Here is a 15069-nt window from a genome sequence, read left to right as displayed (position 1 = left end):
CTATTGAACTATAAATGACGAAAAACAGTTCTATGTAACCAATCAAAACATATCCCCTGTGATATGACTTATTTTTAATACTTGAAAAATAAGTTAGGACAAAGTATAATATTTACTTGTCCGGGGCATTAGCTCAGCTGGGAGAGCGCTTCGCTGGCAGCGAAGAGGTCAGCGGTTCGAGCCCGCTATGCTCCATAATAGAAAAGGTAAAAGGTCAGCAGAAATTCTGCTGGCCTTTTTTGTTCCCCTCACCGAGATTTAAAAGGCAGATAAGGCTTAACTAAGAAGGATTCCCGTCTTTTTTGTCGAATGTAGCTAGATAAGAACAAGAGGGGGATCTACAGATGACAAAGGTAAAAAAAGATAGTATCGTGGAAGATTTTCATGGAACAAAGGTTAGTGACCCATACCGTTGGCTAGAGAATCCTGATTCAACTGACTCGATTGAATGGAGCAACCAACTTGGAAAAGAGTGTGCAGATTACTTCACGACAGCACCTAGTCAGCATACTGACAAAGAAAAACTTGAGGCGTTATTTCACTATACAAAGCATTTTGTGCCAGAAAAAGTAAAGGGAACCCTTTTTTATCAACGTAATGAAGGGCTACAAAATCAAGCTGTTTTATATAAAGAAAAAAATGGACAGGAATCCATCGTTATTGATCCGAATAGACTGAGCGAGGATGGAACGGTAGCGATGACCAATTATGCCATTAGTTACTCAGGGCAATATATAAGCTTTGCTACTTCAACTCATGGAAGTGACTGGCAAGAAATACATGCCATTGATGTAGCAAACAATGAAAAACTAGAGGATCACATTCAGCATGTGAAATTCTCGAGCATTGCCTGGTCTCCTGATGATAGTGGATTTTATTACAGCCGATTCCCAGAGCCGGGCACAGTCTCCCCAGAGGATGAGAGTAATTTCAACACTGTATATTTCCATAAGCTAGGGACCAAACAACAAGATGACATCCTTGTACATGAACAGCCAGAAGATAAGGAATTAATGTTTTCTGCATTTATTAGCGATGATAAGAAATATATTGGTTTATACGTAAACGAAGGTACTGCCACAGAGAATAGAATCTATATTAAACCAATTAATTCTGAGGATGCTTTTATTAAATTTCTAGATCAACAAGATGCAGAGTATAGCTATATCACAAACGAAGGAAGCCTATTCTATTTTCAAACGAACCACCTGGCACCAATGGGAAGGGTCGTGGCCATTGATATAAATGCCCCTCAAAAAGAGAACTGGAAAGAAGTCATTTCCGAGCAGCAAGGCGTTCTAGAATATGTAGTAGCGTTAAACGAGACCCTAGTAGTCGCAGTCCAGCAGGATGCTCATCATCAACTTCATCTCTTCAGTAAAGATGGTGTGTATAAACATGAAATTGAGTTGCCGATACTAGGCTCACTTACCGATATTTCGCGGAACAAAGAGGAAGACATTTTATACTTTGGTCTTACTTCCTTCTTAAACCCAACGACAGTTTATTCATACCATGTAGGAAGTAATGAATTAGACGTGGTAGCAGAGTCCGAAATGACTGTAGATACAGACCCATTTAAAACAGTTCAAGTCTTTTACCCATCTAAAGACGGAACGAAAGTGCCTATGTTTATCACCTATCGTAAAGATCTTGAGCTCAATGGTCAAAATCCCGTTTTGCTTTATGGGTATGGCGGCTTCAATGTTAGTATGACTCCGTCCTTTAACCCAGCTGTTCTCCGCTGGCTAGAAAAAGGTGGCGTTTATGCTGTTGCCAACCTTCGCGGCGGGACAGAGTACGGGGAAGCATGGCATAAAGCTGGAATGCTGGAGAACAAACAAAACGTCTTCGATGACTTCATCGCGGCAGGAGAATGGCTAATTACCAATAATTATACCCGTAAAGAAAAGCTATCGATTATGGGGGGATCAAATGGCGGCCTGCTTGTTGCTGCGTGTATGGTACAACGTCCAGATTTGTTTGGTGCAGTCATTTGCCGTGTTCCCGTAATTGATATGCTACGTTACCATAAATTCACCATTGGTCGCTACTGGATTCCAGAGTATGGTAGTGCTGACAACGCTGAACACTTCCCATTTCTCTATGCTTATTCCCCACTCCACAATGTGGAAGCGGGAATAAAATATCCTCCATTATTAATCGCAACGGCGGAAAGTGATGACAGGGTTGTTCCAGCCCATGCGAAAAAATTTGCTGCAACATTAAAGGAAAAAGCGCATGAGGATTCTACTATTGTCCTACGCTTAGAATCCAAAGCCGGACATGGACTTGGAAAACCAACATCCAAAATTATTGAAGAATGGGTCAACTTCTACGCATTTTTAGATAAAGAACTAAAATAGAGTCAGATATACCAAAACACCGAAAAATCATCACGATTTCGAAATAAATCTGATGTTTTTCGGTGTTTTTATACCAATTCGTTATATCGAGCACCAGAGATAAAGACTAGGTTACACCCCTGCAGTGCTTCGCGTGTTAAAACATTACATCCATTAAGCTTCCATTTCCTTTTTCTTATAAACGACAACTGTTAAGATACTTGCTACTACAATCCAGGCTAGAATGATAGCAAAGTTGCTCCATAAGTCGGCAAACATAGCGCCTGCTTCTACTTCTTTTGCTAGTTCGACCAGTTGAACGTTCGGCAAAAATTCAATAAAAGTAAGAATTGGATACTCCTCGATTAGCGTTAGAAATAAAGAGCCAAAAGAAAATATAAACATAACAGGTAATGTTACGACAGATGCTTCCACAACAGATTTTGTCAGAAGTCCCATTAAGGTTCCTAATGCTATATAGAAGAAGCAAGAGATTAGAATTGCTCCCCCGACTATCAAGTAATTGGCTGGTTCATACCCTGTTAAATAGGCACAAACTAAAACTGTTAACACAGTTATAACAAATGTAACCAGACTTTTCCCGCCCAGAATCTCTGGTAATGTAGCTGGTGAGAGCATTAATCCACGCAACGTGTTTTTTTCCTTTTCCTCTGCAATGATGGCACTCTGAACAAAAACCCCTATTGCCGCAAAACTTAAATTAATAATTAAATAGTGCATATCAATCGTTACTTCGTCCATTCTACCGTAGAAAAGTGCCAGCAATAGCGGCATAAGCATCGTAGTTGTAATAAACATATTTTTGGATAAGTCCCTTACATCCTTTTGAAAAATGGCATACATTCGCTTCATTGAAAACGTCATACTAATTCCCTCCCTGTAACTTCCACAAAAATATCTCCTAATGTTGGCTCATTTGAATGAATGGAAACGACCTTTCCGGATGCCAACCGTTCATAAATTTCTTTTGCTCCCTCTTGTCCGCCGGGAAGCGTGATGTTACTCCCATCTTGCAATTCTAGTAAAACGGTGTTTTCCGCGAATTGTCTGCGCAGTGCTTTGGGTTCATCTAGAAGCTGTATCTTACCTTTGTTAAGAAAGGCAACGCGATCACAAAGGCTCTCTGCCTCACTCATGTCATGGGTTGTTAGAAAAATGGTGGTTCCTTTTCGGTTTAATTCGCGAAGTCCTTGATGAATATGCTTAGAGTTAGCCGGATCCAGCGCAGAGGTTGGTTCATCAAGAAATAACAGCTCAGGCTCATGAAGCAAAGCCCTAGCTAATGTCACACGCTGAATCATTCCTTTTGATAGTTTAGCAACATTCTTTTTTCTTTCTTCTGACAGACTGACCATCTCAAGCACTTCTGAGATGTGAATGGACGGAACATCATATAGCTGACAGTAAAGCTTTAAATTATCTTCAATGGAGAGTCGTTGGTACAGTCCACTGTTATCTGTAATGACACCAAACCTTTTTCGATCTTGAGGCTTATTTAAGGTGGCTGCTGGCTTCCCAAAAACAGAAGCCTTCCCTGAAGTGTGTGAAAGTTGCCCTGTTAAAATTTTTATTGTGGTAGTTTTTCCTGAACCGCTTGGTCCAAGAAAACCAAACGTTTCTCCTTTTTTGACTGAAAAATGGACATCCTCTAAAGCTGTTTGATTGCCAAATATCTTTGCAAGAGATGTCACTTCGATAATGTTTTCCATTTGTTTTCCTCCCAGATGGTGATGTTTTCTATAAGTGTGTGTTCAAAAAGAAGGATAAAAAGGACCGAGAAGTTCGAGGCGGCGTAGCTTTGAGTACCGGAACGTATGTAATTAATACGTGAGGAACGGAGAAGCAAGCCAACAAAGAAATTCGATGTGTCATTTTTACCGGATTTTTTGAACAACCTCTATAAATCAACTATAGAAGGAAAACCGCATGAAATCAGCACTTTCACCGTGAAAAGAGCAAATAAGGGGGTGAATGGAGCTTATTTCAGTCCCAACATCTCCTTTAACTGAGCCATTTTTGTTTTAGAAAGCGGGATGGATGATTTTGCTTTATCGTCTAAAATGAGACTGTAGCTATTTCTCGTCCATGTGATCACTTCACGTACCTTTTGTAGATTAACAATGTAAGAACGGTGGCAACGGAAAAAACCAACATGTTGTAGACGGCTTTCTAGCTCATTTAATGTGAACAGGCTAGGAAATGATTCGCCCTTAATATAAATATTTGATTGTCCATCATTGCTTTCTACATAGTCAATCTCTTGTGGATCGAACAATACAATTTTTTCATTTACTTTGGTCGGAATCTTATTGAAGTGAAACGGCTTAATATCCTCACCATCTTTTTCTTCTGAATTTACTTCTTCTTTTTTGCTTTCTTCTTCCGCAACTTGCACAACATGGAGACCATTATCGTCCAATCGAAACACCTGATCAGCTACGGTCAATGCACTTTCCAGATTACCTGTCAGAATTAAACTGGCTTTTCGTTTTTCCTGCAGCTTCTTTACCAGGTTTACAAAAACCCTTCTCGTTTCCATGTCGACATTCAAATCTGGCTCTTCAAAAATAAACACATCTGGATTTCGTATGATCATTGTGCCAAAATGCACTCTTCTTTTTTCTGAATCTGTTAAACTTCGGATCCTGGCCCTTCTTTTATCCTGAAGTTGGGTATCCAATAGAAGTTCTTCCATACGATAACTAGAGGTGTAAAGCTTGATAAAGAGAGAAAAATAATCCTCTACTTTTAATCTTTCATATAACCCTTCTTCATAAAAACAAATATCTATAGCAGACATATATGCTTTCTTGTCTTCTTCAAATGTTTTTCCGTGAACAGAAATTCTCCCTTTAGAAGGTACAGCCTTTCCTCTTAGAAGATCAAGAAGCATTTTTCGTACGTTTAACGTCGAGTATATGGCAACAATCTCTCCCTGAGCTAAGGTAAGGTCAAAATTAGGAAAAAGGATATTGTCCTTTGTCTGTTTTTCTAAATCGCTGAATATTAACCCTTCTGTCATGTCCATCACTTCCTGATCCAAAATTTATTAAGCTTTTGTTTAATAGTACTAAATTACGGAAATATTCTCTATAACTTATACTAAAGGATGTGACGGAATGAAAGCTGTAACGTTTCAAGGCAAAGAAGCAATGGTAGGAAAGCAAGTGGAAGATCCAACGATTCAGGAAAATAGCGATGTCATTGTACGCATCACAGCAAGCGGGATATGTGGTTCAGACCTTCATCTATATCATGGAGGAATTGTGCCAGAAACCGACTATGTGGTTGGGCATGAGCCAATGGGGATTGTAGAAGAAGTTGGTTCAGAAGTGAAAAGCTTGAAAAAAGGGGATCGAGTGGTCATTCCTTTTAATATAGGGTGTGGTGAATGTTTCTTTTGTAAAAACCAAATGGAAAGCCAGTGTGATGAATCCAACCCGCATGGTGAAGTTGGTGGGCTATTTGGTTTCACCGAACAAAATGGTGGCTATCCAGGAGGACAGGCAGAATACCTCCGTGTACCATACGCTGACTTTACCTCTTTTAAAGTGCCAGAGTCGAGCGAATTGAGTGATGAACAGGTATTATTATTATCCGACGTCATTCCAACTGCATATTGGAGTGTGGAAAATGGCGGGGTAAAAGGAGGCGATACTGTCATCATTCTAGGTTCAGGTCCAGTTGGGTTGATGGCTCAAAAGTTTGCATGGCTAAAAGGAGCAAAACGCGTTATATCTGTTGACCAGATGGATTACCGACTTGACCATGCTGCTCAAACTAATAATGTAGAAACATTTAACTTTAAGGAGCATGAAAAAATTGGTGAACTGCTTCATGAAGAAACAAAAGGTGGAGCAGATGTAGTGATTGATTGCGTCGGAATGGACGGAACCGTGCCACCAAAAACAGAATTTGGTTCGGAAATGGATAACCAATTTGGAACAATCAGTCCGATCATAACAGCATCGAAAGCTGTACGAAAATTTGGTACGGTCCAATTGACGGGTGTATATGGATCAGATGCCAATAGTTTCCCATTAGGTGATTTCTTTACCCGAAACGTCGCCCTGACGATGGGACAGGCTCCGATCATCCATATGATGCCAAAGCTTTATGATATGGTGGAGCAGAAAAAAGTTGACCCTACTGACCTTATTACACACAGAATGACCTTAGATGAGGCGGATAAAGCATATGACATGTTTGACAAGAAGGAAGATGGAAGTATTAAAGTGATTTTCAAACCATAATACCCATGACAAATGTTAAATAGTTTGTTAGTCTATAAGTATCGGCATTGTTGCTGATCAATAATTTCATACGAAGAAGACTACTAGGGGGGCCCGATTATGGCGGGCTGAGAGGTTAGCACATGAGCTACCGACTCTTATGAACCTGATCTGGTTAATACCAGCGGAGGGAAGTAGTGGACGTACAAGTTACGTCTATCCTATTTCAAATTACCGAAGCCAGGTCCCCTTGTGACCTGGCTTTTTATTATTGCCATCAGGTTAGTCTAAAGAAAGGAGGTTATCGTGAAAAATACACATATGATTACCACAATGGCAGTGTTTGTTGCCATTGGAACACTTGGCTCCCAACTACTTTGGTTTCCTGCTGGCATTGCCAAAGCCTACCCAGTTCAGCATGCAGTTAACGTCATTGCAGCAGTTATACTAGGCCCTGGGCCAGCAGTTGGGATTGCTTTTATGATCGGATTAGTGCGGAACTTACTTGGCCTTGGAACATTGCTAGCATTTCCAGGCGGAATGATAGGTGCTCTTCTTGCAGGTATTCTGTATCAAAAGCTTGGTAAAAAGCGTTGGGCAACCGTTGGAGAGACGATTGGAACAGGAGTTTTGGGTTCTCTGTGCGCTGTACCTATCTCAACTATTCTGCTAGGAAGTCCTGTCGGAGCACTTTTCTTCATGCCATCCTTTCTCGTCAGCAGTGTTACAGGCGCATTCATTGGTCTATTTATCGTTTCCCGTTTAAACGAACGTTCAATTACTAGAATACAAGGCACTTAGTCTTTTATTCACCTTCGAATCTATGTAATTAGAGAAAAGGTTTAACGTCCAGTAAATGGTTATCTACATTAAAAGGAGGCATTAACTATGAACTTTTCAGAACAGTTAAGAAAAGAAAACGATGATTTATTTCAGATGATTTTCGCGCATCCATTTGTACAAGGTGTCGGAAAAGGTGACATCTCAAAGGAAGCGCTCGCCCATTATATTAAAGCGGATTATGAATACTTGAACGCGTTTATGCAAATTTATGGAATTGCCCTTTCCAAGTCACAAGATCGGGAAGATATTGCTTATTTCTTCGATCAAATTAAATTTGTGCTTCACGACGAAATTCATCCACATCGAAATTTCTGTGAGCATATCGGGGTAGAATACGAAGCATTACAAGGGCATTCACTTCCGCCTACTGCAGACCATTATATTAAACATATGATGTACCATGCTCAAATGGGTTCGTCTGGTGAGATTATCGGGGCTTTACTTCCCTGCCCATGGACATATCTAGAAATTGGCAAGAAATTAGTAGAACAATATCAACCTGATGAAAGTCATCCCTTTTACGATTGGATAACCTTTTATACTGGAGAAGAAATCGAGCACACAACGAATGAATTACGCACTCGTCTAGATCGATTCGCTAAACAAAGTTCACTTGAAGAACAGGAAAAAATGAAAGAAGCCTTCCGCAAAAGTTGCCAGTTGGAGTTGAAATTTTGGGAGATGGCTTACACGTGCGAAGAATGGCCCTCAGCTGAAAAGGGGAACCGCTAATGAAACACATACCTTGTGCGCTAACCATAGCTGGCACAGATCCAAGCGGGGGTGCTGGCATTCAAGCTGATTTAAAAACCTTTCAGGAATTACAAACCTACGGGATGTCTGTTGTGACATCAGTCGTAGCCCAAAACACAACAGGTGTGCAGGATGTGCATCACCTTCCAGTTGAATTTATTGAGCAACAGCTCGAATCGGTGTTTTCCGATATGCCGGTACATGCCCTCAAAACGGGAATGATTGCAAATGAGTCCATGATGGAAGTTATTGCGAGGTATATAACTAAAACCAAGAAGGAAGTTGCTTATGTCATGGACCCTGTAATGGTAGCAACAAGTGGCGATCCTCTCATTGTTGAAGAAGCGCGCCATTTTCTAAAAAAGGAGCTGCTTCCAATGACAACCATTGTTACCCCAAACCTTCCAGAAACGGAATTTATTACGGGAAGACAAATAGAGTCAACAGAAGATATGAAGGAAGCCGCTGCTTATATAGTTGATGAACTGGGAGCTGGTGCAGCACTCATTAAAGGCGGACATCTTCAGGGAAAAGCAGTAGATTTCCTTTTTGATGGCCATCGCATATATACGTTTTCGGAGGAACGTATTAACACAAAGAATACACATGGCACAGGTTGCACCTATTCTGCGGCAATAACCGCTAACTTAAGTAAAGGTTTATCGCTTTATGAAGCTGTTTTGCATGCGAAGAATTTTGTTACGGAAGCAATACGCTATTCCTTTCCCATCGGATCTGGAAATGGTCCGACTAACCATTGGGCAACAAGGATAGAGTGAAACTTCAATCAGTGAGGGATTCCATCTTCCTCACTGATTGTTAGTAGAACGAATCGGGGGTGTTAGCATCCGTTTACTCCCTCTTTAATATCACGGTTTGAAGTGGGAGTCTTACGGACGGTTGCACCGGGAAAAAGGAGGAAAAGATAAGCAATGAACGCTGATTTAATCAAAGACGTACGGAGAAACAATCCACTTATCCATCATTTAACAAACCAAGTCGTGATGAATTTCACAGCAAATGGACTGCTGGCATTCGGCGGAGCTCCCGTGATGGCTAAAGCGGAGAAAGAAGTCGCCGAAATGGCCTCAGCAGCTGATGGGGTATTAATCAATATTGGAACACTGACGCCTGAGGAACTGCCAGCCATGATAAAAGCGGGAATTTCTGCAAATAGAAAAGGAATACCTGTTGTACTCGACCCAGTTGGTGTGGCTGCAACTGATTTTCGTAAGGATGCGGTGAAGCAACTTACAGAGGAAATCCAATTCACCGCTATTAAAGGCAATGCAGGAGAACTGGCTCATCTTGTTAGTACCCCCTGGGAAGCAAGAGGAGTGGATTCTGTGGGAGATGGTGATGCAAAGGAAGTTGTCCAAAGTGTAGCAGAAACCTTTCAGACTTCAGCCGTTATCACTGGAAAAACAGATTTCATCTATACAGATGGTAATCTATACACAAATGATTCTGGTCATCCTTTGCTAGGAAAAATAACTGGAGCAGGCTGCTTGCTTGGTTCGGTAATTACAGCTTGTTTATCTACCGGATATGCTGCGAAAGATAGTCTGCTAACTGCCGTTTCCTTCTATGGGCATGCCGCTGAGTTTGCAGCACAACAGCATAATGTGGCGGGTCCTGGTAGCTTCTTACCTATGTTTATTGATGCATTATCCTTGGACTCCGCGCAATTGCTAGAAAGGAAGATTTAATGGAGGCACAACTACTTCGTAAATATTTCATAATGGGCAGCCAAGATTGCGAGAGAAACCCAGTGGATATCTTAACAGAGGCAGCTCAAGCAGGGGTTACGGCCTTTCAATTTCGCGAAAAAGGCCCTGGCTCTCTAATTGGGTTAAAAAAGGTAATGCTAGGAAGGCAACTAAGAAAGATTTGTTACCAGCACTCCATCCCTTTTATTGTTAACGATGATCTAGAGCTTGCAGAGGTCTTAGATGCAGATGGAATCCATGTAGGCCAAGACGATGTCAATGCAGAAGAGGTGCGCGCTCGATTTCCTGATAAAATGATCGGATTATCCATATCAACGCTAGCTGAGCTTGAACAGAGCCCTTTATCTGTAATTGATTACCTCGGAGCAGGTCCTATTTTTCCAACCGGGACCAAGAAGGATGCCAAAACACCTGTTGGCACGAAGTGGATATCTCAAGTTCGAAAACAACTGCCACATTTACCGCTCGTTGGGATTGGGGGCATCACCACTATATCCGCTAGAGATGTTATGGAAGCAGGAGCAGATGGTGTAGCTGTCATATCAGCCATTACCAAGGCATCAGACATACAAAAAGCCGTAAATCAGTTATAATTACTCAAAGTGCAAGCATCCATCTAGATTTCCTAGACAACTCAAAAGAAGGGAGCATAGCTGTGCCCCCTTCTTTCTGGTTTTACTTCCTTTTATCTGCATATAAAGCCATTGCATCACGCATAAATACTGCAAGGCCATCCCCAAATTGATCAATATTTTTTGTGAACCGCTGATCATCTACATACATCTGACCAAGTCCTTTAAACGCTTCAAGAGAATAAGTTCCCATTACATTCAAGAAGTTGAACCACTCTCCAATTTTCTCTTGTGCCACGTCCGAACCTGGCTCTAGGTGACGAATTGCTGCCAATTCTTTGTATATCGCATTGAATTTCTTCTCGAAGTCTTCTTTTTCACCATCAGACATGTTGTTTAGCTTTTCATTTGATTCATCTACTGCTTTATCTCCCCACCGTTTACGGGCTTCTTCTTCATAGGGATTCTTGCTAAAATCAAACCCTTCAAACTTCTCTTTTGCACTCATTGTTCGCTCTCCTTTCGAATACTGAATCGTTTTATCGATCGTTCTCATCATTTTGTCAATCCTATTTCTTTTTTCCAGTAGCATTTTCCGGTGTAAAGCTAGCGCCTCTTTTGGATCAAAGGTTGGATCATTGATAATCTCCTTGACCTTCTTCAAAGGAAAGTCCAGTTCTCTAAAAAATAAAATCTGCTGCAGCTTTTCAAGATCTTTTTCGGAATATATTCGGTAGCCAGCATCTGTTATTTCTTCAGGCTTTAGTAACCCAATCGCATCATAATGATGCAGTGTGCGCACACTGATTCCTACTAAATTAGCCACTTCCTTTACTTTCAACGATAAATCCCTCCTTCAATAACTACAATAAAGTATAACGTAACGTTAGAGTCAAGAAGAAAAAAGCCCATTTAAAAATATACGGATAACGACAATAAACCAAAATAAAGGATCAGGAGATTCGCCCATTTTTCATAAAGCTATCCCAAAATAGACGATTAACCATATATTATATCGAGTACATTTGAGGAGGTAACATATTGACTTATTATAATCAACCACCATACGATGACGATGAAGAAAGACAATTAAATTTACCAGGACAGATTATCGGGGGATTATTCGGCCCCGGAGGAGGCTTTCCGGGCGGACCTGGCAGTCAAGGTCCAGGAGGATTTCCAGGGCCCCCGGGACAAGGTTTCCCTGGTAGCGGAGGCGGATTTCCAGGTCAGCCCGGGCCAGGACCTGGACAGTCTGTAGGCGCACCAACTACCCCTCCACCGTCCTTTCAACCAGTTCAGCCACAAGCGCAATTGTTTGCAATTGATCCTGGTGCAATCCGTAGCTGCCTGTTCCGTTTCACTTATATCTGGATGCGTTGGCAATCATTCTGGTTTTTCCCTACATTTGTAGGTAGAAATTCTATTTCTGGGTTTAGATGGACTGGAAATAGATGGGTCTTTTTCGGCACCGACCTAGACAATGTCCAATCCTTTCAATGTTATTAGGTAGAACTTTATTTACTCAGGGCTCATGCACACCCTCCTCCCTCACTTTTTCATAGGATAAGATGAAGGGAGGAATCCAACGTGTATCAATTAGCTTTACTCTATTTAGCTTGTGTTCTCGCTGGTTTCGGACTCGCTAACTTGCCATCTTCTGCCATTGTTACTGCTGAAATCGCAAACATCTTTGACCTTGTTGGTGGCATTGCCATAATAGTGTTTGGTGTAGCCATACTTTACTTGGGCTTTAAATCCCTATTCAACAAAAGATAGCACAAAAACAAAGACACCATCCAGTCTACTGGAGGTGTCTTTGCTCTCTATCAGATCTTAATGCTTATTCATTTTCTTGCTCATTTCTCTTTGCCAGATCAACCCTTGTTCGATAGCCATTTTTCTAGCAATTTTTGGTGCATTCCACAATGGCGGAAGCAACAGTAACGAAACAGGTACGGCAGTTATTACAATTGAATTTTGGATAGAAGAAATACTGTCCTCACCTATGGAAAGAATAACAGCTGTTGTTAGTCCAAAAATAATCGCCCAAAATACGCGTAACCATCTTCTAGGACTGTCATTTCCCGTAAGTGTTGCAGCCACAGTATAAGACATAGTATCCACTGTTGTGGCAACAAAGACAACAGATACAATAAGAAATCCTAGCCCTATCCATGTACCCAGCGGAAGCTGATCTGATATTGCCATAACAGCAGCAGGCATACCACCTTCACTGAGAGCTCCAGAAACAGATCCCGGGTTTTCGGTTTCAAAGAATAGCCCTGTTCCACCAACTACTGAAAACCAGAAATTATTTACTAGAGGGGCAACAATGGATACAGCAATAATAAGTTCCCTAATCGTTCTACCACGGGAAATACGACTAATAAAGACAATTAACATTGGTGCATAACCGATAAACCATCCCCAGAAAAAGATCGTCCAGGCGCCCAACCAAGCGCTATCGCCTCGGAACATACTCATGGTAAAGAAATTCTGAATATGATACCCTGTTCCACCAACAAAACCATCTAAAATAAACATTGTCGGTCCAATAATTAAAACAACAATTGCTAAAAATATTGTAAGACCTACATTATAACGACTAAGTGTTAAGATCCCTCTATCTACGCCGGTGGCCGCAGAAATAGCTGCAATTACTGCCAATCCTAAGACAACGGTAATACTTAAGGTCAATGTATTCGGCACATCAAATAAATGGTGTAATCCATAAGATATTTGCAACCCAAGAAATCCTAAAGGTCCAAGTGTCCCTGCAACCGTTGCGATAATGGAAAAGATGTCTGCAGAGGATCCAAGAATACTTTTATGATAAATTTTCTCTCCGAAGATAGGGAAGAGCAACCCTCTGGGGCGCAGTGGAAATCCTCTATTATAATGAACATACATCATTACAATCGTTGCGAGTGTACCTAGAATAGCCCAGGCAGTAAATCCCCAATGCAAAAAAGATTGTGCTAACGCGGCATTAATATTATTAAACTCTCCTCCACCAAATAAAGGCGGTGTGGTCATATAGTGATACATTGGTTCAGAAGCAGCCCAGAAGACTCCTCCGCTTGCCAATAAGGTTACTAAAATCATTGCAACCCATCGAAAATAACTATACTTTGGCTTATCTTGCTTGCCCAATTTTACTTTTCCATACTTTGATATGGCTAATCCAATCCCGATAAAGAAGTTCCCTAACAGTAACAACTGCCAATAAGCTCCGAAGAACGTTGCAGAGTAACTAAATAAGTTGTTGATTGCACTACCAACCATGTCACTGTTAATTAATGAAAGTACGATAAATGCAGTTAGAAAACCACCACTAATTATGAACACTGGCCAATCTAACTTTTTTGATTTACGTTTCACGCTTTTCCTCCTAATTTTTTTAGGAGCAAGTGTCTAAAATTGGTTGTTAGCTTTGTCATTTAAGACCGTTGGATGGAAGTTGATTATTGTTATTATAGTAAATAACCCTCGACGAAGTTCCACCAGCTTGCCCTTTTTTATAACACAGGTCAATATTATAGTCTAAATTAGCTAATTGGTCAAAAAATTACTATAATTTATACATGTGTTTTTACCTATTTTTTGCACCATTTATAAAATATATGCCGGGCAATACATCATTATTATTTCCTGAAACATCGTCAACTATTTCTATTGCTATTCTTTTATAATTTCATCAACTGTTTCTTCCACCTCACTACGTGACATTTTTTCTTTTCCATTTTGCATCGCACTAAGCGTTCTTTTTGCTAAAGCCAACGGAATTTTACAGAAGTGTAAAATATGTCGTGTGTGGATTGATTTTATGTAGGTATCTGCCTTATCGAGGTTTTCACTAGCATATGCAAACAAATCATCTCGGTTCCATCCATCAGGGATAAATGTCACACCGCGTTCCGCATCTTCTTCTTGATTACGTAGCATATTCACAGCTTGGAGACCTCTTCCATAGCCGATTGCCAATTCTCTATCTGTAATCGTTCCATCATACCATTCCCATATATCTGATAACATGACACCAACAAGACCTGCAACATAGTATGTATAATCATCCAAGTCCTCTTCCGTATTCACTACCCAATCGCGTGCTGCCCAGTCTGCCATTCCTTTTGCCATAACACCCGTAGATTCTAGAACTTTATCAACAATTCCTGCTGGGCATACTTCAATCCATTCGCCCAGTCTTAATGTCACCTCTGGCAGAATCTCCTTATGTGGGGCCAGCAGCTCGTTATAGGCCTGTTGGTCAAATTTATTTAGCAAAAGGATACTGATAGCATTTAGCATTGCTTGTTTTTTACTATTATCTAGTGCTTCATGATCTTCTATCTCATCAATGGCCCGCATACACAAATAAGCAGACCCCACCGTCATTTTAAGTGGTTGCTTTAAAAGTGTAATCGGTATGTAAAATGTTCTACTTGTTTGTTTAAGGACACGCATGGCGTCTTTCTCTAAACTTGTTTTCTTAATCAATGGTTACTTCCTCCCTTTACTTCCTTGAGGTACCTTAAGTATACCAACCCTCACATGCTTATGCCACTTTCCA

15 protein-coding genes, 1 tRNA gene and 1 riboswitch are annotated in these 15069 nt (G+C 40.8%); of the genes, 10 read left to right on the top strand and 6 right to left on the bottom strand.

What is annotated here, in order from left to right:
• Positions 1–122 precede the first annotated feature (122 nt).
• Positions 123–195 (top strand) — tRNA-Ala (locus BN988_RS11900).
• Between the two features lie 149 nt (positions 196–344).
• Positions 345–2366: a prolyl oligopeptidase family serine peptidase gene (locus BN988_RS11895; RefSeq protein WP_036577024.1), complete on the top strand. Its 2022-nt coding sequence runs from the start codon at positions 345–347 to the stop codon at positions 2364–2366.
• Positions 2367–2519: 153 nt separating this feature from the next.
• Here BN988_RS11895 and BN988_RS11890 read toward each other — a convergent pair whose 3' ends face one another.
• From BN988_RS11890 to BN988_RS11880, 3 genes are all read right to left on the bottom strand, one after another.
• Complete coding sequence (locus tag BN988_RS11890; RefSeq protein ID WP_036577023.1) at positions 2520–3230, bottom strand: ABC transporter permease; 711 nt, start codon at positions 3228–3230, stop codon at positions 2520–2522.
• Positions 3227–4075, bottom strand: coding sequence for an ABC transporter ATP-binding protein (locus BN988_RS11885; protein WP_036577022.1), 849 nt, complete (start codon positions 4073–4075; stop codon positions 3227–3229). Before BN988_RS11885 ends, BN988_RS11890 begins: the two co-directional genes overlap by 4 nt.
• Before the next feature lie 269 nt (positions 4076–4344).
• A complete protein-coding gene (locus BN988_RS11880) occupies positions 4345–5388 on the bottom strand; it encodes a LytTR family transcriptional regulator DNA-binding domain-containing protein (RefSeq protein WP_036577021.1) in 1044 nt (347 codons plus the stop codon).
• 97 nt (positions 5389–5485) lie between these two features.
• Here BN988_RS11880 and BN988_RS11875 point away from each other — a divergent pair, with 97 nt between their 5' ends.
• The 6 genes from BN988_RS11875 (at position 5486) to thiE (ending at position 10517) form a co-directional block, all read left to right on the top strand.
• Positions 5486–6619, top strand: a complete 1134-nt coding sequence (locus BN988_RS11875) for a zinc-dependent alcohol dehydrogenase (RefSeq protein ID WP_036577020.1) — start codon at positions 5486–5488, stop codon at positions 6617–6619.
• Positions 6620–6694: 75 nt separating this feature from the next.
• Positions 6695–6808: riboswitch (TPP riboswitch) on the top strand.
• Between the two features lie 111 nt (positions 6809–6919).
• Complete coding sequence (gene thiW / locus BN988_RS11870) at positions 6920–7399, top strand: energy coupling factor transporter S component ThiW (RefSeq protein ID WP_036577495.1); 480 nt, start codon at positions 6920–6922, stop codon at positions 7397–7399.
• 87 nt (positions 7400–7486) lie between these two features.
• Positions 7487–8173: a thiaminase II gene (tenA, locus tag BN988_RS11865; protein ID WP_036577019.1), complete on the top strand. Its 687-nt coding sequence runs from the start codon at positions 7487–7489 to the stop codon at positions 8171–8173.
• Complete coding sequence (thiD, locus tag BN988_RS11860) at positions 8173–8973, top strand: bifunctional hydroxymethylpyrimidine kinase/phosphomethylpyrimidine kinase (RefSeq protein ID WP_036577018.1); 801 nt, start codon at positions 8173–8175, stop codon at positions 8971–8973. Before tenA ends, thiD begins: the two co-directional genes overlap by 1 nt.
• A gap of 153 nt (positions 8974–9126) precedes the next feature.
• Positions 9127–9903, top strand: coding sequence for a hydroxyethylthiazole kinase (gene thiM, locus BN988_RS11855; RefSeq protein WP_036577017.1), 777 nt, complete (start codon positions 9127–9129; stop codon positions 9901–9903).
• Positions 9903–10517, top strand: a complete 615-nt coding sequence (gene thiE, locus BN988_RS11850) for a thiamine phosphate synthase (protein ID WP_036577016.1) — start codon at positions 9903–9905, stop codon at positions 10515–10517. The genes thiM and thiE overlap by 1 nt, the downstream gene beginning before the upstream one ends.
• Before the next feature lie 82 nt (positions 10518–10599).
• Here the strand turns inward: thiE and BN988_RS11845 are convergent, their stop codons facing one another.
• On the bottom strand, positions 10600–11337 hold the full coding sequence (locus BN988_RS11845; RefSeq protein WP_036577015.1) for a MerR family transcriptional regulator: 738 nt from the start codon (positions 11335–11337) through the stop codon (positions 10600–10602).
• A gap of 200 nt (positions 11338–11537) precedes the next feature.
• On the opposite strand from BN988_RS11845, the gene BN988_RS11840 reads away from it, so the two are divergent.
• Together BN988_RS11840 and BN988_RS11835 are read left to right on the top strand one after the other, a co-directional pair.
• Positions 11538–12005 carry a hypothetical protein gene (locus BN988_RS11840; RefSeq protein ID WP_231495231.1) on the top strand — a complete coding sequence of 156 codons (468 nt, stop codon included), beginning with the start codon at positions 11538–11540 and terminating at the stop codon, positions 12003–12005.
• A gap of 81 nt (positions 12006–12086) precedes the next feature.
• Positions 12087–12275: a hypothetical protein gene (locus BN988_RS11835; RefSeq protein ID WP_036577013.1), complete on the top strand. Its 189-nt coding sequence runs from the start codon at positions 12087–12089 to the stop codon at positions 12273–12275.
• Between the two features lie 57 nt (positions 12276–12332).
• Here BN988_RS11835 and BN988_RS11830 read toward each other — a convergent pair whose 3' ends face one another.
• On the bottom strand, positions 12333–13880 hold the full coding sequence (locus BN988_RS11830) for a BCCT family transporter (protein WP_036577012.1): 1548 nt from the start codon (positions 13878–13880) through the stop codon (positions 12333–12335).
• A 297-nt stretch (positions 13881–14177) separates the two neighbouring features.
• Positions 14178–14993 (bottom strand): squalene/phytoene synthase family protein, encoded by an 816-nt coding sequence (locus tag BN988_RS11825; RefSeq protein WP_147629729.1) that lies wholly within the window; start codon positions 14991–14993, stop codon positions 14178–14180.
• Between the last annotated feature and the right edge of the window lie 76 nt (positions 14994–15069).

The organism is Oceanobacillus picturae, assembly GCF_000612865.1.
Classification (GTDB): domain Bacteria; phylum Bacillota; class Bacilli; order Bacillales; family Amphibacillaceae; genus Oceanobacillus_B; species Oceanobacillus_B jordanicus.
The sequence above is the reverse complement of the archived record's forward strand: the minus strand, read 5'-3'. Positions and strand labels throughout refer to the sequence as shown.

Coding starts and splice junctions, on each gene's coding strand:
- BN988_RS11895 (WP_036577024.1), top strand. CDS start 345: ATGACAAAGGTAAAAAAAGATAGTATCGTGGAAGATTTTCATGGAACA.
- BN988_RS11890 (WP_036577023.1), bottom strand. CDS start 3,230: ATGACGTTTTCAATGAAGCGAATGTATGCCATTTTTCAAAAGGATGTA.
- BN988_RS11885 (WP_036577022.1), bottom strand. CDS start 4,075: ATGGAAAACATTATCGAAGTGACATCTCTTGCAAAGATATTTGGCAAT.
- BN988_RS11880 (WP_036577021.1), bottom strand. CDS start 5,388: ATGACAGAAGGGTTAATATTCAGCGATTTAGAAAAACAGACAAAGGAC.
- BN988_RS11875 (WP_036577020.1), top strand. CDS start 5,486: ATGAAAGCTGTAACGTTTCAAGGCAAAGAAGCAATGGTAGGAAAGCAA.
- thiW (WP_036577495.1), top strand. CDS start 6,920: ATGATTACCACAATGGCAGTGTTTGTTGCCATTGGAACACTTGGCTCC.
- tenA (WP_036577019.1), top strand. CDS start 7,487: ATGAACTTTTCAGAACAGTTAAGAAAAGAAAACGATGATTTATTTCAG.
- thiD (WP_036577018.1), top strand. CDS start 8,173: ATGAAACACATACCTTGTGCGCTAACCATAGCTGGCACAGATCCAAGC.
- thiM (WP_036577017.1), top strand. CDS start 9,127: ATGAACGCTGATTTAATCAAAGACGTACGGAGAAACAATCCACTTATC.
- thiE (WP_036577016.1), top strand. CDS start 9,903: ATGGAGGCACAACTACTTCGTAAATATTTCATAATGGGCAGCCAAGAT.